Genomic DNA, 21,526 nt, shown 5'->3' with positions numbered 1-21,526 from the left:
GGGTAGCCGATACGGTAGCGAAATCTGAGGTAGCTCGCTTCAAAGGCTCGACCGCACAATGCGGTAGAACTACCTGGCATAATAGGGGGGAAATTCCCTGAACGCCACTAATTAATTTCGGAGATTGAAGCGACTTTGCAGCTCGAGTCCTTACATGCTTCACTGTGGTAATCGAAGATTGTCAGCGGCTTCTCCGGAGCGTTCCAGCTCCTGACTTCAATTTTTCCGCCCTTGTTCAGTGCGAATGTGGGGCCGCCGCCAGCAGAATCCACGGGAATGAACTGTTCTTTGGAGAATCCCTCAATCGACCCCGTTAACTCGGGATCTGCAGAATCCCTTCTATTGATGAACACCCTGCCCACGTTGTCAATGAACCCGTTTTCGCCTCGTCGTAGAGTGCGAGTGACCGCGAAATCATTATTGAGTGTCATGACCTGCTCGGTTACTTGCTGAGTGTCGAGCGTGTCGTCCCCGCTTACGTGGACCTCAAAAGCAGTGAGAAAACTTCGGTTTCTTTCCACTCGTCCCTGGAGAATCTCGAAGAGTCCATCTCCTAGATAGTTGACGAGTGAATACTTAAAATCAGGGGAGTTGACCTCGTAGCCGTCCGGAAACGCTCATTCCCTGCCGTTTCCCTCTGCATCTAAAAGAAACATTCTCCTGTCGCTCGCTGTTCCGTTTGTCGTATAGCCGATTATGATGGCATGTTCGTCACGAACAGCGAGCGAGTGTGGAACTAACGGGAGGTCGTAAGTTGAAGTAGTCCCATCTTCCTTCAGGATGATCGCTTGATGTGCGAATGTGTCTGACTGTGATGAGTTGACAATGGAAATTGCCATAGAGCCGTCCGGAGAAGTTCCGGAATACGTAATGTAGTCGTAGCCGTGGATCTCAACGGAACCGTTGTGTTGACCGTGTTGTTGTATTGAGTCGGCGAAGGAGAGGTAGCTGCCCCCACTTGTCGGGAGGGCTACCGGAGTCCAGCTACCAGGACCCCGTACCAGGTCAATCTCTCCACCTGTTGGTGCATGAAGGTAGTAGCTGTTCGAGCTGTACTTCCCAAAGGGTTCAATGACCGGGCCATAAGAGACGATGTAGTTACCTGGCTTCGCCCAAGCTGGTGCTGCCGGGGCGATGGAACCTCGCTTCTCCGCTGCCGCGCAACCCACCTGCAGGGCAAGAATTCCCGAGAAAACCGCGAGGAGGAAGACAGTCGTTCACTTACGCGTACTTTAATCTACCACCGGCTGTTTTAGTACGCTGAAGCCCGATGATTCTCTCTGAGATCGGGGGGTACGCGCGGGCCCTGCTATCACCGAGACGGCGTCAGTAATCAGCCCACATTCAAATGCACGGAGTTTTCGCTACCGGAGGGTGACCAGACGGGAAGCAGCCCTAAGTCCGGATCCCCCTGCGCCCCGCTTTGACTAGTTCCTCGGCCCACAGCACCACCGACGCCATGCCGATCGACACCGCCCACTGCAGCGGGCTGAGCGCCGAGGTGCCGAAGGCGACCTGCATGAACGGCACGTGCACCACGACGATCTGAAGGGCGACGGCGAGCGCGATGGAGGCCCAGAGCCAGCGGTTGGCAAATAGTCCGCGAAAGGCGGAACGATCGCTGGAGCGGGAATTGAGCGCGTTGAACAGCTGCGCAAAGACCACGGTGCTAAAGCCCACGGTGCGCGCGACCTCTAGGGTTACTGGCTCGATGGTAGCGAGTCCGCCGGGTAGGAACATGTCGATGGCGAGCAGCGTCACCGCGCCCATCACGCCGCCGATGAAGAGGATGCGCGCCCACATCGAGCGGTCGATGATCGGGGCGCGCGGGTCGCGCGGAGGCCGAGACATGAGGTCACCGACTTCGGGGTCGACGCCCATGGCGAGCGCCGGTCCGGAATCTGTGACCAGGTTCACCCAGAGGATCTGGGTGGCCAGCAGCGGGACGGCGAGCCCCTCGGCCGATTCCGTCAGGCCGATCAAACCGGCGAAAATGACGCCGAAGAGCACCGTGACCACTTCACCCATGTTGGAAGAGAGCAGGAAGCGAAGGAACTTGCGGATGTTGTCGAAGATCTCGCGGCCCTGTCGCACGGCGGAGATGATGGTGGCGTAGTTGTCGTCGGCGAGGATCATTGTGCCGGCTTCCTTGGTCACCTCTGTGCCGGTGATGCCCATCGCCACGCCGATGTCGGCGGATTTCAGCGCGGGGGCGTCGTTGACGCCGTCGCCGGTCATGGCGACGATGCGGCCGTCGTCTTGGAGCGCGTCGACGATGCGCAGCTTGTGCTTCGGCGCGACGCGGGCGTAGATGTTGATGGTGCGGACGGCGTTGCGGAAGGAGGCGTCGTCAAGCTGCCCGATGTCCTCGCCGGTCAGCGCCTCCGCGCCTTGCTTGACCGCGCCTATGTCAGCCCCGATCTTCGCCGCCGTGCGCGGGTGATCGCCCGTGATCATCATCGTGCGGATGCCGGCGTCGTGGGCGAGCCGGATGGCCTCGATGGCCTCCTCGCGCGGCGGGTCGATGATGCCGACGACGCCGAGGAAGACCAGGCCGGCCTCGTCGTCCTCGGTGAGCGTGTCCGCGGGGGAGTCGAGAAGCCGGTAGGCGACGCCGAGCGTGCGGTAGCCCTCGCTGCTCAAGGCCTCGACGGATGCGAGGAGCTCTTCGCGGGCATCGGTGTCGAGCGCGACCTCCTCGCCGCCGACGCGGCGGCTTGTGCAGCGCGCCAGCAGCACGTCGGGGGCGCCCTTGGTCACCAGCACCTCGCCCGCCTCGGCGTCGCGGCCGGCGACCGACATGAGCTTGCGTTCGGAGGAAAAGGGCACCTCGGCGCGGCGCTCGAAGGAGTCGGTACGATTAGCGATCCCGTCCATCTTGTGCTTGGCCACGATGAACGCGGCCTCGGTGGGATCGCCCTCGATGGTCCACTCGCTGCCCTTGTTGAGTTGTGCGTTGTTGGCGATCGCCCCGCCCGCGACGACGAGGCGGGCCTCCTCAAGGGCGGCCTTATCGCCCGTGGCTTCGCCTTCGGGGGCGTAACCGGTGCCGCTGAGCTCGACTGTGCCGGAGGCGGTGAGCACGGTACGCAGGGTCATTTCGTTGCGGGTGAGCGTGCCGGTCTTATCCGAGGCGATGACGGAGGCGGCCCCGAGCGTTTCCACCGAGTGGAGGTCTTTCATCACCGCGTTGTGCTTGGCCAGGGATTGCACGCCGATGGCGAGCACGAGGGAGAGGATGGCGGGTAGCCCCTCGGGCACGGCGGCCACCGCGAGAGAGACGCCGAGGAGGAGGACCTCGATGGCCTCCTCGGCGGTGCTTACGCCGTTGATGATGAACAGCGCGCCCATGACCACCACCGCGATGCCGATGACGAGGACGCCCAGCATCTTAGAGACCTTCTCGATCTCCCTCTCCAGCGGGGAGGGGTCTTGCTCGGTGGTGTCGAGCATGTCGGCGATCTCGCCCATCTCGGAGTCCATGCCGGTGGCCGTGACCACGGCGCGGCCCACGCCCTGGACCACGGCGGTGCCCTTGTGCACCATGTTGCGGCGGTCGCCCACGCCGACGAGAGTGTCCAGGGTTTCGGTGTCTTTTTCGGCGGCCTCGGATTCGCCGGTGAGCGAGGATTCCTGGATGCGCAGGTCGGTGGAGGAGATCAGGCGGGCGTCCGCACCCACGGAGTCGCCCTCGCCGAGCACGAGCACGTCGCCCGGGACGATGTCGGTGGCGGGGATGGTGGCGAGCTTGCCGCCGCGCAGCACGGTGGAGGTCGCGACCGTCATCTCGGACAGGGCGGCGACCGCGCCTTCGGCCTTGTTCTCCTGGGCGAGGCCGATCATGGCGTTGGCGATGACGATGGCGGCGATAACGACGACGTCGACGGGCACACCGCTCGCGCCCTCGATGAGCCAGGCCACCAGGGAGATCGCCATGGCGACGAAGAGGAGGTAGACCAGCGGGTCCTGGAACTGGGCCAGGATCTTGCGCCACAGAGGGACGGGTGGTTTTTGGCGCAGTTCGTTGGGGCCGTATTTTTCGAGGCGCAATCGGGCTTCTTCTTCGGTTAGCCCCTGGCCAGGGGCTGTTTCGAAGTGCCGGATAACCTCTGTGGTGTCGTATTGGCTGGGGTGCTTATTCGCGCCCATGATCCTAATCACCTTCAGTCGCCGAGCTCGGCGGTTGGGGCAAGGGCCTCGGCGACACCCTTGCCCGGCTTAACTCGATGGTACCTGAAAGCGAGATAAAAACCGGCTGTTATTACTCCCTTGTTGGCGGCTTTCCGGAGTAGGCGTAGGCGGGGAAGGGGCCTGCGAGGGGGATGACCATGCGTGCCGCGGTGCTGCCGAGCAAGATGACATCTCCGGGCGCTAGAACCCGATCTAGCGCTTCGTGGTGAACTTCGCGTTGGGAGAGCCGGGGCGGTGGCGGGCAAGTGCTCGACGCCGCGCCAGGAATTTCCTTGTAAATAGTACCGCGCGTAGTACTATCGCGGTGCGGGGAAGGATATCGAGAAGCTGGTCGAAGCGATGCGTACTTCGCCAACGAACGTCAGTTTTTCTGACCTGGAGAAAGTCTGCGACCATTTCTTCGAAAGACGTTCCTCAAGACGTGGATCCCATGTCACGTATAAGACGCCTTGGATTGGTAATCCTCGCGTGAACATCCAGAACGCGGGCGGCGAGGCAAAGCCGTATCAGGTCAGACAAGTGCTATCAGCGATCGACCGTTTGAAGGAGATGTAGAAATGGACGCTAGAAAGTACACCTTTCAGGTCTCTTGGTCTGCTGAGGACCAGGAGTTTGTTGCCACCGTGCTTGAGTTCCCCTCGCTTTCGTGGCTGGCCGAAGACAGGAGAGAAGCCCTAGACGGGCTCCTTGACTTGGTCGAAGAGGTGATCTCCGATATGGAGGAAAACGGTGAGAAAGTTCCGGAGCCCTTCGGTGAGCGTAGGTATTCGGGCAGGTTCAACGTGAGGACTTCACCGTCGCTGCATCGCGAGCTCGTGATGACGGCTCGGGCCGAGGGGGTTTCGCTCAACACCTTGGTTAACCAAAAGCTAGCGCGGGCCTAGGCCGGTGCCCTAGAACTCGATCTTGCGCTTCGTTGTGAACTTCGCGTTGGTGTAGCGCAGCAGGAACGGTGGGGTAAAGGCCGAGAGGTTGTAGAAGATCGTGGTCTGGCGCCCGGAGGGGAAGTGCACCTTGGTGATGCGCCCCTGCTTGTGGTCGATGACTTTGACGACGTCCTTAGCGACGTCCTCGGCGCTCAAGTTCACACCGCAGTTGGTGCCGTCGGTTTCCACCCCGTCGAGCATGCCGGTGCTGACGTAGAGCGGCCACAGCGACTTCACGTCGATGCCGTGGGGCTCCCACTCGACCTCGAGGGCCTCGGTGATGCCCCGCACGGCGAACTTGGTGGCGGAGCGCGTGGCCATGTCGGGGGTGCCATAGATGGCGGAGGCCGAGCAGAGGTTGACCACCTGGTCGCGGGATTGTTTGAGGTAGGGCAGGGCGGCGCGGCAGCCGAAGAGGGCGCCTTTGAGGTCGACGTCCACAAGTGCGCCGTCCTGCTTGTAGGAGCCCTCCGCGAACGGGGTGCCGTATAGGATGCCGGCGTTGTTGACCAGCACGTCGAGGGAGCCCGCCTCGGCGACGAAGTCCGCCAGCACGGATTCCCACTGCTCGGGGTTTGTCACATCCAGCGTGCCGACGACCGCGTTCTCCCGCCCCGCAGCCCACGCCTCGTCGCTGGAGACGTCGTAGACCCCGACGGTTCAACCGCGGTTGAGGAGGATTTCTGCGGTGGCGCGGTCGATGCCGCGGCCTGCGCCGGGGATGAGGACGGTTTTGGTGGTGTCAGTTGTCGTGGTAGCGAGCCTATTAGTTCGCGGGGCGCGTTCTAGGGGTGGCTGGATTCTTTGGGCAGACAGACCCGCGCGGGTAGGTGGGTGGGGAATGCTAAGTGACTACAACCGGCGAGATCAGTCTGCGAGGTTCATCGAGTTGGCATAACTGTCTCTTACCAGCGGCATCTGGTGCAAGATGCCCGGCCTGGTAGCGCGGCCGGGTAGGGGTGCGCGGGGACTTCGAGCACCACGCGATCGTGCACTACATGTTTCCAGCGCCCGCTTGACTCGATGAACGATTGAAATCACGAATCCTCTAAGCCGGGCAACCGAATTTTCCGGACTCGCTCAGCTGCCCTTTTCCTGCTCGGGTTGCTTGCCGGTCTCACTTCGTGGGGTTGTAGGGGTCGGCGGCCGATGCTGTGCACCCGCCATCCGTCCAATTCAAACGGGTCTTTCCCTTCCGGCGTCAACACATCCTCACAGCGCTCTAAGGTTAAGCAGAGGATATCTTGCACATCGGTTGGATTCCCGACCACGACGAACGTTTCGCCCAAATCTGGAACTAACTTAATTGTTACTAGTTCGGGTGAACTAATGATGGGTTGGCTGCTCACGGATCGACCCATCATCAGGTTCAATGCAGCATCAAAATCTCGATACCAGTAGGGTGCCGTACCTGGTACGACTAGAGCTTCAAGTATTTTCTTATCGTAGACACCAGCCGAGATCCCTAAAGAGCATTCGATAAAACTCAAGGCCGCCTTAAAAATAGCCGTCTGACCCGCCGCGTCGATTTTGTTCCATACATCTTCAGTACGGACCTTGATGACGTGTGTGCCCCAAAGGGGCGTATCGGAAAGCAGCGCTAGTGCATCCGCGGGAGGGGCAACTGTTACCCAGGGAAGGGCTACTGCTTTGACGTCTTTGTCCCCGCTAATTAATAGGTCGGCTTGGCCGTCCTCGTATAGGGCGAATAGATAGTTGTCGTCCGGATCTCTGCACACCAGTGGTAGGTCTGAGGGGGGACGATCAGGTACCTCGATCCCGGCCAAGACTATCGCATCGATTAGCTTTAAACCCTGCTCAACGGTGAACCAACGACGGAACTTGTCGCGCTCCATGACGGCCTCTAACTCATCTAAGAGGTGCGCGGAGTATAAAAGTTCAAGTTCGCCGCTAAGGCATGCCCCAGTAAGGGTCATTTCATCTGGCCGAGAAGAAATTAAGTCTGTAATAAACACATTGACATCGACGACGACCCTAATCTTCTTGTGCGGCACGAGGATTCCAAGTTGGATAGTTAGGAAGTAGCAGCGACGTTAGAGCGGTGCTTCTTTTCAGCACGCATTCTGGAAACCTCAGAAGTCACCACACTCATGGCCGCATCGGTGTCAGCCAGCCCACTCTGGGCAGAAATAGAACTGAGCAGTGCTCGATAGGCCTCAAGGGCTAGCTCTCGGTCGGTAGGGATCGCAGACGAAGGTACCGATTCCCCTAAGGATTGTATTAGTCGCTGACGTGCCTCACTTCTCCTAGAACCCATGGATGCCACCTCCTATTGACGGGACGTGGCACAAGGATACCTTGTATGCCCGGCATTCGTAAGTAGGGCGAGTGGGAGCTTTTCGGCTACCGAGAACGAGGCGCCCCAGAATTAACGGGGTCGGGGACTTGAGAAGTGTTCGCGGGCACACAGAGAACTAGGCAAGCTGGTACAACTACTCGCTGCGGAGCCTGATCCACCACCAAACACCACCCTTTGGCCTGGTTCAGTTGCCGTGCTTGTGTAAGAGCGCCAGTTGTGATCAGTGCCGCTGTTCGAAGCGGTATGCATAGGCCGTCATCCATTAGACCACCTTCTGCGCAGGCATCCTTCACATGCTTCGGCCCTGCTCGAAAGGTATTGGGGTGCGGACCAGTCCGCTCACCAGCTGCGACGAGCAGGAAAGAAAGCGAGTTCATCTTCGGGGTGCTGATTGCTTAAGCGTGCTATAAGGGCTACCTACAAGCCTGCGCAACGGCTCGATCACCGTGCCGCAGACCTGGAGCGCAGGGTGCCGCAGGAGAACGTGGTTTACTTCCTCCAGGGCACGAATCTGCGTTCCGAGCTTGAAAAATTGCGTGCGCTTCTCAAATGGTGGAAAGTCCTTTTTCGCGAGTCCAGTTCCAGCGTTGGCCGAGCTGGTCAGTAAAAGAAAGCTCTTCGATTGTGTGTGTTCGGGCCTTCAGGAGAGGCTGAAAGTCGTGCAGCTGGTTCACCAACTCGGGATAGTCCAGCTTCGGAGATCCATCCACAGCCCGATTACTCTCTAAAAAGTAATTCCCCGGCGGCAGTGTGGCGATGCGCGCCCCTACTGGTCCCGTATTAGCGCTGCACCGTACAAGGACATTATAAAAAACAGATGTTTCTGGACCAGTATTGGAGAGAATTACGCCCCACCTATCAATGTTTTCACTCGAGTTTATGACCCACCATGCTCTCATGCTGCCGGCGATACGTCTCTGGTCGCGCAATTCTTCCCGCCGTTCCGATTCGCGGGCGTGTTGCTCGGCTTGTTCTGCTGACTCGAGCGCCAAGCGGTTGGATTCATGAACATGCTCTGCTGATTCGTCCGCAGTTCTTTAAGCCACTTCGTTCGCTTGTCTAGCAATACGCAAGGCTTGACACGATGCAAAGGCCGCGAGGACAGATCCCACCGCCGCAATAAACTGAATAACGAGGTCAAGCCTTTCCATCACGCAGTCCTTCCACGATACGAACAGTCTCCACAGCGACCCGCGTCACCTTCGCGATCAAGTCCACAATATAGTGTGGGTTGCCGACTTCGTCACCCCAATCGTTCGGGTCGTTGACAATTCCGGAAGCCTTGTCCTTCTTGACCTGATACCGGTCCACAATCCAGCCCAGCGCACTGCGCGACCCGAGCATGTACTCCCCGGCCTCGGCAGGGATGTCCGAGACGGTGACGTAAGAGTTGTACCTCAGTGTGGTCACGTCGTTAATTTTCTTGCCCGTTTCCGGGTCGACGGTTTTCGCCCACGCCATTTTGGTTACTCGCCACGTCTCGCGGTCCGTCTCATCTCCCTTGACAGTGATCGTGACTGGCCACGGCTCAACATCCTCGTACCCCACGTGCAGCTTCATGAGTTCGCGGCCGGCGGCGGCGAACTTGTCGAACTCCTCGCGCGTGGCAGGCGTCTCGATGTGGGGGAGCATTTTCTTCAGGTCTGCCGCATACGCCCCCCGGTAGGCGGGGTCGTGGAGCTTGCCGTAGACAAAGTGGAAGATGTCATCCCCGGTGATGTCGGATCCCAGGGCTTCGCGGTAGATCATCTTGATCTCGTCGGTGACGTTGTCCACACGTACGTATCCATCGACGACCTCGCTGATCTCGCCGTACTCGCTCAGCTCAGGGGCCTTCGTGACGACGCTCCTTTCACCGAACAGACCCCCATCAGCGTCGATAGGTGCCCAGGTGAAGCGGGGGAAGAATTGTACGGGGTCCATGAACAAACCCAGATTTGGAAGAATGTCAAGTCCAAGGACTGAGAACGGGGTTCGATGAGAAGCCGCACAGACTCCTACGCCAATGTTCCTATGGTTCGGAGTTGGGAACATTGATGGGAGCTGATACTGGCGGTGGTTGAACTGCCTATCATAAAACACTTTCTGGGCATTGAATGGGCGATAAAGCGAAGTCGTTATCGTGCCTTCAGTTGAGACGGGCTTTCCCCGCCCGAGGTCAGCCTCCAGGCTAGATGACCACTTGCTACTGCGCGGATCAGCATATTGCGGATTGGCTTTCAAGAAATCATTTGCTTTCTCATCATTACCGATTGCGCTGAGCGCATTTACGTAGGACTTTCGAAGAACCTTGATTTGGTCGTCCAGCTTCATTGAGGAATAGGAGTAGGTCCACGCATCACGGTTAGTCTGAAGACCAGCGGAGAAAGCCTCAAAAAACTTCATTGCTGAGCCCTTCTTTTCGCCGACCACAGGCCATGTGCCGAAGTCTTCGCTGCGTTGGTTCAACCAGTCGCCGGAATCGTTCGGCTCAATCGACTGCCATTCGATGTTTTCCAGGGTGCTTCGGCTGACGATTTCGAGCTTTTCCTCGGCGCTGAGGTAGTCGCCGATGTCGCGGTAGTGCAGAGCGAACCCGGAACGCTGCGGGTCTTTGATGCCGACGGTGATGGCAATGGTGCTGCGTGAGCCCGCTCCGAACACCTTGCCGCCTTCTTTGCGTGACTGCTCACCAGCAGTGCGCTGGTTGCCCCGGAGATTGAACACGTACATGTCGGTGAAGTCGTTCTCCATCGACAAGCGAACGCCGTCACCGGTGTTGCCGTCAATCCAGCCGCCGTTGGAGACAAATGCAACGATTCCCTGGTCACCGATCCGGTCCGTGGCCCAGCGGAAGGCGCGCAGGTAGGAGTCGTACAGCGAGTTCTTATTCGTTGCGGTGGACAGGGCCGCATACGTTTCAGCGATGCGCTTGTCCAAGCTGGGGTACTTCAGGTTGGCGTTGAGGTCGTTGGCGCTAGTCTGACCAGCGGAATACGGTGGGTTGCCGATGACCACGTTGATCCGCGCCTTCTTCTGCCGCTCGATCGAGGCGTTGTTCTCCCGGAAAATGTTCAGGTCCGGGATGTCGCCGTCCTCGTGGATCTGGAAGGTATCCGCGAGGGCTATGCCACTAAACGGCACGTAGTCGGGCTCGGGCTCGCCACGGCGCAGCGCTTCCTCTGCTTGCAGGGCGTTATAGGTAGTCTCGATGTTGACCGCGGAGACGTAGTAGGCCAGCAGCATGATCTCGGTGGCGAAAAGCTCACTCGCGTACTTCCGCGCCATGTCCTCCGGTTTGATGAGCCCCGACTGCAGCAGCCTGACCATGAACGTCGAGGTTCCGGCGAAGGGGTCGAGGATGGTCACGCCTTCGTCGCTAAGCCCGCGGCCAAAGTGCTCAAGTGAGGCGTCATTCGCCGCGCGCAGGATGAAGTCCACGATTTCCACGGGGGTGTAGACGATGCCAAGTGCCTCGGCCTGCTTCTTGAATGCCTTGCGGAAGAAGCGTTCGTAGAGTTCCTTGATCACCTGCTGCTTGCCGGAGGCCGAAGTCACCGCGGCGGCGCGCAGTCGCACCGACTCGTAGAACTTGTCCAGCTTCTCCGTCTCCGCGTCGAGGTGGTTGTTCGCCATCGCGTCGATCATGCGTTGCATGACTTTCGAGACGGGGTTATGGGCGGCGAAGTCGTATTCCGCAAACAGCGCGTTGAACACCGGGGCGGTGATCAGGTGCTGGGAGAGCATCTCCACGGCCGATTCGGGTGTGATCGAGTCGTTGAGGTTGTTGCGCAGGCCATCAACAAACGCGTCGAACTCTCGGCGCAGCGTCGGGTTGGCGTTGGTCAGGATTGCGTTGATGCGCGTGATCTGGGCCTGGGCGATCTCCGCGACGTCGTCGGCCCAGTCCTCCCAGTATGTGCGGGTGCCGACCTTGTCCACAATCTTGACGTACATTGCTTCCTGCCACTGCTCCAGGGAGAACAGGGCGAGGGTTTGGGAGGAAAGTTCATCTTCCCGCTCTGCCGGCGGGTCGGTGCGGTCGCCAGAGTTTTCGTCGAGCTTCTTGGAGGGGTCGTCGACGTGTACGACATCGATGGGTAGGGCGTCGGGCTTGCCCTCGTTGAGCGAGACTGCATTAACCACGGCGTTGAAGCGGTCGTCGTGGGCGCGCAGCGCGTTGAGGATCTGCCAGACTACCTTGAACCGCGTGTTGTCGTTGAGCGCCTCCGACGGGGACTTCCCCGGGGGCACGGCCACCGGCAGGATGATGTAGCCGTAGTCCTTGCCTTCCGACTTGCGCATCACGCGGCCGACGGACTGGACGACGTCGACCATGGAATTGCGGGGGTTGAAGAAGATGACGGAGTCGAGCGCGGGGACGTCCACACCTTCTGAGAGGCAGCGGGCGTTGGTGAGCACGCGGGTTTCGGTACCGGTGAAGGAGGACTCCAACCAGGAAATGCGGTTGTTGCGGGCCAGGGCGTTCATGGAGCCGTCGACATGCTGCGCTTCCACATCGAGCTCAAGGTTGAGCTCCGAGATATCGCCTACCGCCGATGCCTCGCGCAACGACTGCTGGTAGTTTGCAATCAGCGCCGGGTAGGTCTCGGCGATCTGTTTTGAGGTCTTGATGTCCTTAGCAAAGGCTACCGAGCGGCGCATGGGATCAGCACCGTGCTCGAAGCCCGACTTGGTTCCCTGCTCCTTGCCGGAACGCTTGGCAAGGCCGTTCCACGCGCCGATCATGGCAGAGGCGAGCGAAAGGTTAATCTCCTGATCGCCCCGGGCGAGGGTGTCCGCCGCGATGTCCTCATCCACCGTCATAACCAGCACCTTGTAGTCGGTGAGAAGGCCCGCCTCCACCGCTTCGCCAAAGCCGAGGCGGTGGAACTCCGGCCCGAAGATTGCCTCGTCGTCCATGGATGCGACCTCGGCGGAGTGCTCGGCGGCCTTGCCCTTGACGGCGTCGTCGAAAAGCCGCGGAGTGGCGGTCATGTACAGCCGCTTGTCAGCCCTGATGTAGTCGGCGTCGTGCACCTTGGTGAAGTTCGAGGCCTCCTCGCCGGCGAGGGTCACACCGGTGGTGCGGTGCGCTTCATCGCAGATGACGATGTCGAATTCGTCGAGGCCGCTTGCCTGGGCGTCATGAATCGCAGGCAGCGACTGATACGTGGAGAAAATGACGTGCAAACCGCTGCTGCGCTTGCCGGAGCTCATCCGGGATGCAATCTCGGCACCGTTGGTGGAGACGGGGACTTCAAGGTCGTAGGAGGCGATGTCCTCGGCTTTCTTTGACACCTTCGAATCCGAGCACACCGCAACAGAGCGCAGGTCCAGGCGTGCCTGCGCCGTCCATTCCTTCAGCGTCTGCGAGAGCAAAGAAATCGATGGCACGAGAAAGAGCACGCACGCCTTGCCACCATTGTTCTCAGCAACCTGCTCGGCCAGGCGCAACGCGGTGAAGGTCTTGCCGGTGCCGCACGCCATGATCAGCTTGCCACGGTCTGAGGTTTCAAACCCCTCGATGGCTTTCTCAATCGCCGTCTGCTGATGAGGACGCGGCGAAAAGGTCTCCTTGCGGGAGAGGTTAACCTGAATTTCTGAGCCAGGAAAGGCGACGTCCCAGTCGATGGGGGATTGGGAGATATCGGCCAAACCGATGCGGCTAGTCGGGATGACCTGATTCTCTAAAGCCTTCTCGGCGTTGGCGGACCACTTGTCAGTGGTGGAGATGACGATGCGGTTGGCGAAGGATTCCGGGCCATTCTCAGTGGAGAAACTGTGGCCGGAGGCCTCGAAGAAGGAGTCCAGGTGGCTCTTCTGCAGGTAAGTGGATTCCTTGTAGAACTTGCACTGAATGGCCGCCCAGCGACCGTCCTCACGCCGACGGGCTACCAGATCGATGCCGGTGTCCGCGTTGCCTCCGTTGTAGCGCCAATCCACCCAGCGGCAAACCTCGTCGTACTCGTTGGCCATGACCGGATCGAAACGGAAGAAGTTCACCATGAGCTTCTCGAATGCGGAACCGTACTTGCCCGCGGGTTGGTTCTCCCGCAGCTGATCCATGACCTGAGCGAACGAAGACATGTGGGACATTATGGCCTATGTCTTTGAGCATTGCTGGTCTTTGTAGTGCGATTCGGGGTGTCGAGAGTGCCTACCCGCCGCCTCGCCCCGAAACTAGCTCGAGCATGGAAACAAGAAAACGCTTGCCCATGAGTGTCGCGCGCGGTCTACGCCGACGGCGATGACGTGAGAGCGCCATACTTGGATCCGGCCGGGCATCGAAGAAGTAGTTGTGAGGCGCCGCGACATGGCACCTCTCCTCTCATGCTCCCGGGAACAGAGATCCAGCCCGCTCTCGACTGCGGTCGAGGCGGGCTGAACGATTGGTCCTAAGATAGCACCCGCCCGATAGGAATGAAACCTCCTATTATTGCGGGATCCGCTGCCACCCCGTCGACCCCGACACCACATCAACCCCCAGCGCACGGGCCACGGTCTCCGCCGCCTCATCGCCGGCAGGATAGGAGCAATAACAGGTCTCCACCTTCGGCCACTTTTCCCGGGCTGCCGCGAGCGCCGAGCACAGCATATCCATCCCGTGGCCTTGGCGCCGGTGCTCCGGCAGTACGTAGACCAGCCCGAGCTCGCAGACCTCCTCGGCGTCGGAATCGTAGTGGACCACCTCGCACAAACCGACCGCGCGGCCATCGTCATCCCGGGCTAGCGCGGTGAGTTGGGTGCCGCCGCGGTCGTTCAGCCGGGCGTGGGCGTCGCGCAGTCGTGCGGCGTCCCAGGTCACGGTGTCGAGGGTGAGCTCGCCGCGGGGGTAGTGGGCAGAAGACGAGGTGAGGATGTGCTGGAGGGAGAGGGTGTCGTCACGCGAGAACGCCATGCCCTCAACCACGTCGCAGGTGCCGGCGGGGAGGTCTGCTACGGGGAACATGCCCTGGGCCTCGACGTAGGCGGGGGAGTAGCCGGAGAGCTCGACCGCTGGTGGGGCGGGGGCGCCGACCGCGTGGGTGACCCAGAGGTGGCGGATGGGGCGGGTGAGGCGGTTGGATAAGGCGTCGATAAGCGAAAGAGCTCCTTCCCAGGGCTCGCGCGGGGCCTCCTCGCCGGGCAGCGGCGCGATTGCGGCGTCCAGGGTGACGTTGGCCTCGATGACACCGGTGTCTTCGAGTAGCGGCAGGGAGACGAACACCCAGGCGTGGACGTCGTAGAGATCCTCCTGCGTGAGCACGGGATAGCCGAGCGGACCTAGCGGGCGCGGGGCGTGGCGGCCCGCGAGCGCGAAGAGGTACGAGCTCGACTCGGCCGAGCCCTCCAGGCGCTTGGCCACGTGCGACGCCGTCACCCCGGAGGCGGCAAGGCCCGTGATGTCCTGCACGGCCAGCGTCGCCGAGAACGCATACGCCGCGACCGCCTCGTCGCTGGCGGCGATAAGCGGAGAGAGCACTAGCTGCCGCTGACCGCCTTGGCCGCCACGTCCGCGAACTCCTGCCACTGCGCGGCCTGCTCGCGCAGCTGCTCCGCCTTTTTCTCGTTGCCCTTCGCCGCGGCCTCCTCGGCCTGCTTGGTCAGGTCGTCCGCCTTGGCCTGGAACTGGTTGACCTTCTTCTGCGCCGCAGGGTCGTGGGCGCGCCAACGCGACTCCTCGGCATCCGCCACGCGCTTTTCCAGCGCGGCGATCTTATCCTCGTACTCGCGCACCTGGCCGCGCGGGACGAACCCGATCTCCTCCCACTTATCCTGCAGCTCGCGCAGCTTCGACTTCGCCGCGCCCAGACCCTTGGCCGGATCAATCTGGGAGTCGTACTCCGCAATCAGCGCGTCCTTCGCCGCGGCGTTGGCCTCGAATTCGCGGTCGCGCTCGGCGTTGACGGCATCTCGGGCGTTAAAGAAGTGGTCCTGGGCGGCGCGGAACTGTGCCCACAGCTTGTCGTCCACGTCGCGCGGGGCGCGGCCGGCAGCCTTCCACTCGTCCATCAAATCGCGGTAGGCCCGCGCGGTCTCGTTCCACTCGGTGGAGTCCTTCAACGCCTCTGCGCGGGCGACAAGATCCTCCTTCGCCTTCTTCGCCGCGGCCCGGCCGCGGTCCAGCTCGGCGAAGTGCGCGCCCCGGCGACGGTTGAAACCGTCGCGTGCGCGGGAGTAGCGCTTCCACAGCTCGTCATCCGTCTTGCGATCGATGCCGCGGATGGTGCGCCACTCCTCCAAGATCTCGCGGATGCGATCACCCGCGGCCTTCCACTGGGTCGAGTTCTCCGCCAGGTCCTCGGCTTCCGCGGCGAGCGCCTCCTTGCGCGCGATCGCTTCTTCACGCTTGCGCTGCTTCGCCTCGTTGGCGGCCTCGCGGGCCTTGGTGGAGTTGTCGATGATGGCGTCGAGTCGCTTGTCCACGGCATCCAGGTCGCCGATCACGGCCTGCTCGTCGAGGGTGTCCTTGATGTTCTGGGCCTGCGTTTTCAGGGAGTCGGCGTCCTCCGGGTGGGTCGACAGGCGGGTTTCCAGCAGCGCGACCTCGGTGACCAGGTCGTCGAAGCGCTGGCCGTAGTGGGCGAGGCCCTCCTCTGGGGTGCCGGCCTGCCAGTTGGCGATGGCGCGCTCGGTGCCCTTAAAGGTGAGGTAGACGGTGCCGTCCTCGGCGATGCGGCCGAACGTCGACGGGTCCGCCTTCGTCGGTGTCGGCTTCGGCGTCGCCGGGGCGGGCGCGGCCTTCCTCTTGGCAAGAGCGCCCGGGGTGGGGATACGGGGGCCCGGTGCCGGGGTGGAGTTCTGCGTCATCGTGGAAGGTCCTTTCTTGCGTCTACTTTGCCGCGCGGCACGGCTGCCTGAGCGTTTCCTGGTTGGTCAGTGTAGTGCGGTTGGTGGGGTTGCGGGTGGTAACGGGTGGAGGTAGTGGAGTGTCGGCTGCCAATGTCGTCGACGCCATGCAGGAGGGCAAAGCGATCACCGTGGCGCCAATTGACCAACTGATGACGACCCAGGAGACAGCCAACTTCCTCGGAATAAGCCGACCCACCCTGGTGAAGCTCCTCGAGGAAGGGGAGATCGCCTTTGAGCGGACGACAGGGGGACGGCACCGAAAGGTTTGGCTCGCAGACGCGATTGGGTATCAGGAGCGCAAGCGGATTCAGCGCCGAACGGCGCTCCGGGATCTCACATCCGAGGCCGCTGCTCTAGGACTGTACGACGCTGACTCGGAGAACTACCGTGAAGCTCTTACATAGGCTGGCGCCCCTGTCTCAGACAGGTGCGGCGGATTTTGGATTGAAGACGTGACGGCTTCCATTCGTCTGTAGAACTGACATTGAGGGGTGCGGATTCTGGGCAGTATGTGCGTCATGCTTGCCCTTCCGGTCTTAGCCGGTCAGGGCGAGAAAGCTAGGGTAGAGCCCGTGACCGCCCCCAATCTGCTCATCCTCCCCGGTTCACCGGCCCTAGTTCGAGAACTTTCCCCAGCGCACGGCCCTTCGCGCCGCCTTGCGGAAACCATCCGGCGCACGGTTGCGGGCTACCCGCCGCGCCCGATCCACATCGTCGGCAGCCGGGATAAGCGCTGGTACACCGCACACACCGGATCTTTCGCCGCGTGGGGAGCCCCGCAGGTCACGCTCAAGGGTGGCAACTACCTGCCGGAGCTCGTCGCCCGCTACGCGGTCGAGGATCCGGACGTCGCCGACTCACGCGAACACCTGCAGCCTATTGACACCGATGCGCTGACGGTCGTTGTCGTCGACGGCCCGGCGGGGCTGACCGAGTGCGCCCCGCTCGCGCTCGTGGAGGGGGCGACGGAGGCCCACGAGGGGCTCAAAGAGTTCCTCGGCGGTGGGGAGTTTCCGGGGTCGTTGGAAGGGGTCGTCGAGAAGCAGCTGTGGCTCGAGCTTGCGGCGTTGGAGGCGGACAAGCGCCTGGTGGATACCGATGATTCGCTGGGCGTGGGGGCGTATGTGGCGGAGTGGACGTTGTGAGTAGTAAGCAAGAGAACACCTGTTCTATAAATTGGTCGGGGATGTCCTTCGCCAATGCATAATGTGTGGCAAGGTAAGACGTAGTGGTGAAGGAGGAGAATATGACTGTACCGGCGATGCAACGGTTGACCCCCGAGCAGGCGGAGCGTGAGCTGGCCCAACTTGAGGCGTCGGTCGACGGTGGGATTCAAAGATTTGAGCAGCGCGCATACCGCTATGAGCTCTCCCCTCGTGAACGAGGGGTGTGGGAGCGAATCAGCGAGTTGAGATGGCTTCTCGGTCGTGAGTGAGCACGGCGAAGCGAGTCTGGAAAAACTCGTTGATAAGTTCGTCGGCGATCTCACTAGGTCGCTGAATGCCTTTGCGGGGGAGTGCCCGCCATTTAAAACGACTGTGGTGAATTCGTCCCAGACTCGCGAGTTAGTCAACATCCGGTTCGATCAAAGCGAGGAAGCGCCGGGCGCGCTGTTACTGAAATCCCGCGGGCAGGGCGTATTGAGCTTGGCGGTGACAATCGGCTGTACGTGGGATTCCGCTAGTCGGTTCCTCGCCGTAGAGAAGTCCTCATTTGCGGTTCATCCTTACGATGAAGTGACGAAGGAGCCCCTATTCCGTGTCGAGTACGTAAGGGGCTCAAATAAATATCGACCCAGCTCGCATTTTCACGTACATGCGCACCGGGATGAATTTACCCATCTCATGAGCTTCGCCGCAAAGGTGGACGTGGAGAAACAGGGCAAGCTTGAAGACTACTTTAAAAAAGGCAAAAAGCTGTCCTCGTTCCACTTTCCCACCGGGGGCCATAGGTTTCGGCCGTGCATGGAAGACATCCTTGAGGTCCTGCGTGTCGAATTTGACCTGGATGTCAAAAACGGTGCTTGGGCAAATCAGCTCAAGCGGGCGAGGGAAGATTGGCGCAAGATTCAAACCGCTGCGGTTGTGCGCGACTGTCCCGAGGTGGCACTGAAGGTGCTTGTGGAGGAGTACGGTATGCCCGCCCCGACAGGGTGGGCGTGCCCAGAAACGGACGTGGCAAAGCTGACAAGGAGTTAGCCCCGCTAGGCTACTAACCGTGATCCGCCCCATCGCCGTCGTCGGCCCCACCGCCTCCGGCAAGTCAGCCCTCGGCATCAGCCTCGCACAAGAGCTCGGCGGGGAAGTGGTCAACGTCGATTCCATGCAGCTCTACCGGGGAATGGACATCGGCACGGCGAAGCTCCCACCCGCCGAGCGCGGCGGCATTCCGCACCACCTGCTCGACATTTGGCCGGTGACCAAGACGGCCTCGGTGGCCGAGTACCAGTCCCTCGCGGTCGCCACGGTTCAAGACATCATGGCGCGCGGCAAGGTCCCCGTGCTCGTCGGCGGTTCCATGCTCTACGTGCAATCGCTTATCGACGCCTTCGCCTTCCCCCCGACCGACCCCGCCGTCCGCGCGAAGTACGAGGCCCGCCTTGCCGAGATCGGAGTCGACGCCCTGCACGCGGAGCTGGCACAGGTGGACCCGGCCGCCGCAGCGGTGATCGAGGACAAGGACCCGCGGCGCACTGTGCGCGCACTCGAGGTCATCGAGCTCACGGGCAAGCCCTTTGCCGCCTCCCAGCCGCCGAAGGACGCCCCGCCGCGCTGGGGCACCCGCATCCTGGGGCTGCGCACAGATCCGGACTGGCTCAATCCCCGCATCGCGCTGCGCGCGCAGCTGATGTTCGCCCACGGCTTCATCGACGAGGTGCGCGGGCTGGTCGGCGAGGGCCTGGTCGCAGACTCCACCGCGGGCCGTGCCATCGGGTATGCGCAGGTGCTGGGCCTGCTGGCCGGGGAGATGGACGAGGCCGAGGCGCTGGAGAAGACGATCACCGGGACGCGGCGCTACGTGCGACGGCAGCGCTCGTGGTTCAACCGCGACCCCCGCATCACCTGGCTGGACGCGGCTGACGAGTCCGTAGCCGATGCGGCGCTAGACTCGCTGGGGTGAATATCGAGTTTCTCAAAGCACACGGCACCGAGAACGACTTCGTGGTCATCGTCGACCCCGAGGACTCCCTGTCGCTCAGTGAGGCCCAGGTCGCTGCGCTGTGCGACCGCCGCGCGGGCATCGGCGGCGACGGCCTGCTGCGCGTGGTCGAGCGCGACGGGCGCTGGTTCATGGACTACCGCAACGCCGACGGCTCGATCGCGGAGATGTGCGGCAATGGGGTGCGCGTCTTCGCCCACGTCCTCGTGGCCGAGGGGTTGGTCACCGAGCGCGAATTCGACGTGGACACACGGGCAGGGCTCAAGCACATCGAGGTACTCGAGGCCGACTCCTTCGGGGCGCGCGTGCGCGTTGGCATGGGGTCGGTCGAGGTCACCGGCGTATCCACCGCGCGGATGGGGTCCTTTGCCTTCGCCGGGCTCGGCGTGGACGTGGGCAACCCGCACCTGGCGGCCGTCGTTCCCGGCCTCTCCGCGGAGGAGCTTTCCTCGATGCGTTTTGAACAGCCCGCCTTTGACCACGACTTCTTTCCCGACGGCGTCAACGTTGAGGTGCTCACCGAGCTCGCTGAGGGTCAGGTGCACATGCGCGTGTGGGAGCGCGGCGTCGGAGAGACACGTTCCTGCGGCACCGGTACCGTCGCTGCGGCGCGCGCCGCGCTTGCGGACGCCGGGATCGAGAACGGCACCGTCACCGTCAACGTTCCCGGCGGCGCCATCGAGGTGGAGCTTGCCGACGGCGAGGCGCTCATGACTGGGCCATCGCGCATTGTCGCCCGGGGGACTGTGACGCTTCCGGTCTAGGAACAAGCGGCTAACCAGGTCCGATCTCCCGCGCTACCCGGCGCGCGTCTTGCCAGGAGGCAACGAGGGAAAGGGCTCGCTCATCAGCCACGGCGACGAGGCGTTCTAGCTGCGGCCGGTCGAGATCGGGGGAGGCTAAGAGGGTATCGACACGCGCGATGAAGCGGCGCGCCGCCTCCGCGCGGAGGTGGAAGTCCTGGATCACGGGATCGGTGGTACCCATGTCGGCCAGCGCGGGGAAGTACAGCGTTCGGGCGGCGATGGCGTCGGTGGAGGTGCCGGTGAGGAGGTCGTCGAAAAGCGAGAGCGTCTCCGCGATGTCGTCGCGCGAGATCGCCAGGGAGGCGCGCAGGGAGGCGACCTCGGGGCTGACGTCGACGCGGTGGGCAAGTGTGAGCACCGCCGCGGCCAGCGCGAGCGCCAAGATGAGGCCCGGGAGCTTGAGCGCAAACGTCAAGGCGACGGCCGCGGCGATGACGAGGCCGGCGGCGAGCGCTCGGACGAGGTCCCGGTTCGCGGCGTTCATGGCTCCCTAATGGCCCCCGCAACCGCAGGAGTCGCCGCACCCCCCGCAGCCGCCGCCGGCGGGGGCGGGAATGGAGCCGGTGAGCACCGCGGTGCCTGCGATGACGGAGTTGCGCTGCGGCAACTCGCCGTCGGGCAGGCACACCTCGAACGGGAAGGCGCCGTCGACTGAAACGTGGATGAAGCGCTGCCCGGTGAGCTCGGAGGTGCGGTACTCGGCCTCGAGCACGCGGGCGGAGAAGCGCGCCCCCGCGTCGGGCGAGGTGGCAGCCGAGGAGGCGACAGCCGCGGCACCGGGGGAGTCGATTTCGCCGACGACGCGCCCGGGATGGGCGGCGTGGAAGGCCTCGATGCCGGCGAAGCGCTCAACGTGCAGCGCAAGCGCGGCGATACCCAGCTCCTGCCAGGTCAGCGTGGGGGAATCCACGAGCAGGGGGCCCTGCGCGAGGTTGAGGGTGACGGTGGTGATGACGCGGCCGTGGGGGTCTACGATATCGACGAGGGCGACAACGTCATCGAGCATGGTGACGTGCCCGAATGCGCGCGTGAGCGTGTCAAAGCCGGCGAAGGTGGCATACGGCTCGACGGCCAAGATATTGAGCCGCGCCCCGGAGGCGTCGGCGTATTGCACAAGCTGGCCGCCGCGGACCTCGCCTGTGACGTCGAGCCGGCCGGAGGCAATCGCCGCCTCAACGGCGTCTTGCCACTGCGCAAATCCCAAGCCGATGCTGGAGAGGTCCTTCTCTACGGTCTCGCTCATGGGCCGCATCCTACCCCCGCGCAATTGAAGGGAAGAATTCCACCGCGCGCAGCGTTGCACTGATCAC

Annotated in this window: 15 protein-coding genes and 1 pseudogene; 6 read left to right on the top strand and 10 right to left on the bottom strand. The window is 62.1% G+C overall.

The genetic code is table 11. The annotated features are described in order from the left end of the window. Nucleotides 1–107: 107 nt before the first annotated feature. Nucleotides 108–431, bottom strand: coding sequence for a hypothetical protein (locus C3E79_RS06605; protein WP_146183371.1), 324 nt, complete (start codon nucleotides 429–431; stop codon nucleotides 108–110). Between the two features lie 964 nt (nucleotides 432–1,395). Beyond that, on the bottom strand, nucleotides 1,396–4,149 hold the full coding sequence (locus C3E79_RS06600) for a cation-translocating P-type ATPase (protein ID WP_108404193.1): 2,754 nt from the start codon (nucleotides 4,147–4,149) through the stop codon (nucleotides 1,396–1,398). A gap of 599 nt (nucleotides 4,150–4,748) precedes the next feature. On the opposite strand from C3E79_RS06600, the gene C3E79_RS06590 reads away from it, so the two are divergent. Then, nucleotides 4,749–5,075: a type II toxin-antitoxin system HicB family antitoxin gene (locus tag C3E79_RS06590; protein WP_108404191.1), complete on the top strand. Its 327-nt coding sequence runs from the start codon at nucleotides 4,749–4,751 to the stop codon at nucleotides 5,073–5,075. Between the two features lie 9 nt (nucleotides 5,076–5,084). Here the strand turns inward: C3E79_RS06590 and C3E79_RS06585 are convergent. The 6 genes and pseudogenes from C3E79_RS06585 to C3E79_RS06560 all read right to left on the bottom strand — a co-directional run. Next, nucleotides 5,085–5,717 (bottom strand): annotated as a pseudogene (locus C3E79_RS06585) (SDR family NAD(P)-dependent oxidoreductase); the annotation flags it as partial. Nucleotides 5,718–6,154: 437 nt separating this feature from the next. Continuing rightward, on the bottom strand, nucleotides 6,155–7,132 hold the full coding sequence (locus tag C3E79_RS06580; protein ID WP_158268474.1) for a putative toxin-antitoxin system toxin component, PIN family: 978 nt from the start codon (nucleotides 7,130–7,132) through the stop codon (nucleotides 6,155–6,157). An 850-nt stretch (nucleotides 7,133–7,982) separates the two neighbouring features. Continuing rightward, the gene (locus C3E79_RS06575; RefSeq protein ID WP_235840575.1) at nucleotides 7,983–8,429 is read right to left on the bottom strand and encodes a hypothetical protein; all 447 of its coding nucleotides are present in this window, start codon (nucleotides 8,427–8,429) and stop codon (nucleotides 7,983–7,985) included. A gap of 145 nt (nucleotides 8,430–8,574) precedes the next feature. Then, a complete protein-coding gene (locus tag C3E79_RS06570) occupies nucleotides 8,575–13,506 on the bottom strand; it encodes a DEAD/DEAH box helicase (RefSeq protein ID WP_108404189.1) in 4,932 nt (1,643 codons plus the stop codon). Between the two features lie 346 nt (nucleotides 13,507–13,852). Beyond that, nucleotides 13,853–14,881 (bottom strand): GNAT family N-acetyltransferase, encoded by a 1,029-nt coding sequence (locus C3E79_RS06565; RefSeq protein WP_108404188.1) that lies wholly within the window; start codon nucleotides 14,879–14,881, stop codon nucleotides 13,853–13,855. Next, the gene (locus tag C3E79_RS06560) at nucleotides 14,881–16,209 is read right to left on the bottom strand and encodes a DUF349 domain-containing protein (RefSeq protein ID WP_108404187.1); all 1,329 of its coding nucleotides are present in this window, start codon (nucleotides 16,207–16,209) and stop codon (nucleotides 14,881–14,883) included. The genes C3E79_RS06565 and C3E79_RS06560 overlap by 1 nt, the downstream gene beginning before the upstream one ends. A gap of 119 nt (nucleotides 16,210–16,328) precedes the next feature. Between C3E79_RS06560 and C3E79_RS06555 the strand changes: the two genes are divergently transcribed. From C3E79_RS06555 to dapF, 5 genes are all read left to right on the top strand, one after another. Beyond that, nucleotides 16,329–16,655, top strand: coding sequence for an excisionase family DNA-binding protein (locus C3E79_RS06555; protein WP_235840574.1), 327 nt, complete (start codon nucleotides 16,329–16,331; stop codon nucleotides 16,653–16,655). 168 nt (nucleotides 16,656–16,823) lie between these two features. Then, a complete protein-coding gene (locus C3E79_RS06550) occupies nucleotides 16,824–17,396 on the top strand; it encodes a hypothetical protein (RefSeq protein WP_108404186.1) in 573 nt (190 codons plus the stop codon). Nucleotides 17,397–17,678: 282 nt separating this feature from the next. Further along, on the top strand, nucleotides 17,679–18,449 hold the full coding sequence (locus C3E79_RS06540) for a hypothetical protein (RefSeq protein ID WP_108404185.1): 771 nt from the start codon (nucleotides 17,679–17,681) through the stop codon (nucleotides 18,447–18,449). Nucleotides 18,450–18,471: 22 nt separating this feature from the next. Next, nucleotides 18,472–19,371, top strand: coding sequence for a tRNA (adenosine(37)-N6)-dimethylallyltransferase MiaA (gene miaA, locus C3E79_RS06535; protein WP_108405096.1), 900 nt, complete (start codon nucleotides 18,472–18,474; stop codon nucleotides 19,369–19,371). Beyond that, complete coding sequence (gene dapF, locus C3E79_RS06530; protein ID WP_108404184.1) at nucleotides 19,368–20,174, top strand: diaminopimelate epimerase; 807 nt, start codon at nucleotides 19,368–19,370, stop codon at nucleotides 20,172–20,174. The genes miaA and dapF overlap by 4 nt, the downstream gene beginning before the upstream one ends. Before the next feature lie 10 nt (nucleotides 20,175–20,184). Here dapF and C3E79_RS06525 read toward each other — a convergent pair whose 3' ends face one another. Both C3E79_RS06525 and C3E79_RS06520 read right to left on the bottom strand, forming a co-directional pair. Further along, on the bottom strand, nucleotides 20,185–20,700 hold the full coding sequence (locus C3E79_RS06525; protein WP_108404183.1) for a hypothetical protein: 516 nt from the start codon (nucleotides 20,698–20,700) through the stop codon (nucleotides 20,185–20,187). 6 nt (nucleotides 20,701–20,706) lie between these two features. Next, on the bottom strand, nucleotides 20,707–21,459 hold the full coding sequence (locus tag C3E79_RS06520) for a hypothetical protein (protein ID WP_108404182.1): 753 nt from the start codon (nucleotides 21,457–21,459) through the stop codon (nucleotides 20,707–20,709). Nucleotides 21,460–21,526: the final 67 nt, after the last annotated feature.

Origin of the sequence: Corynebacterium liangguodongii, assembly GCF_003070865.1 — a bacterium.
Classification (GTDB): domain Bacteria; phylum Actinomycetota; class Actinomycetes; order Mycobacteriales; family Mycobacteriaceae; genus Corynebacterium; species Corynebacterium liangguodongii.
The sequence above is the reverse complement of the archived record's forward strand: the minus strand, read 5'-3'. Positions and strand labels throughout refer to the sequence as shown.

Coding starts and splice junctions, on each gene's coding strand:
- C3E79_RS06605 (WP_146183371.1), bottom strand. CDS start 431: ATGACACTCAATAATGATTTCGCGGTCACTCGCACTCTACGACGAGGC.
- C3E79_RS06600 (WP_108404193.1), bottom strand. CDS start 4,149: ATGGGCGCGAATAAGCACCCCAGCCAATACGACACCACAGAGGTTATC.
- C3E79_RS06590 (WP_108404191.1), top strand. CDS start 4,749: ATGGACGCTAGAAAGTACACCTTTCAGGTCTCTTGGTCTGCTGAGGAC.
- C3E79_RS06570 (WP_108404189.1), bottom strand. CDS start 13,506: ATGTCTTCGTTCGCTCAGGTCATGGATCAGCTGCGGGAGAACCAACCC.
- C3E79_RS06560 (WP_108404187.1), bottom strand. CDS start 16,209: ATGACGCAGAACTCCACCCCGGCACCGGGCCCCCGTATCCCCACCCCG.
- C3E79_RS06525 (WP_108404183.1), bottom strand. CDS start 20,700: ATGAACGCCGCGAACCGGGACCTCGTCCGAGCGCTCGCCGCCGGCCTC.
- C3E79_RS06520 (WP_108404182.1), bottom strand. CDS start 21,459: ATGAGCGAGACCGTAGAGAAGGACCTCTCCAGCATCGGCTTGGGATTT.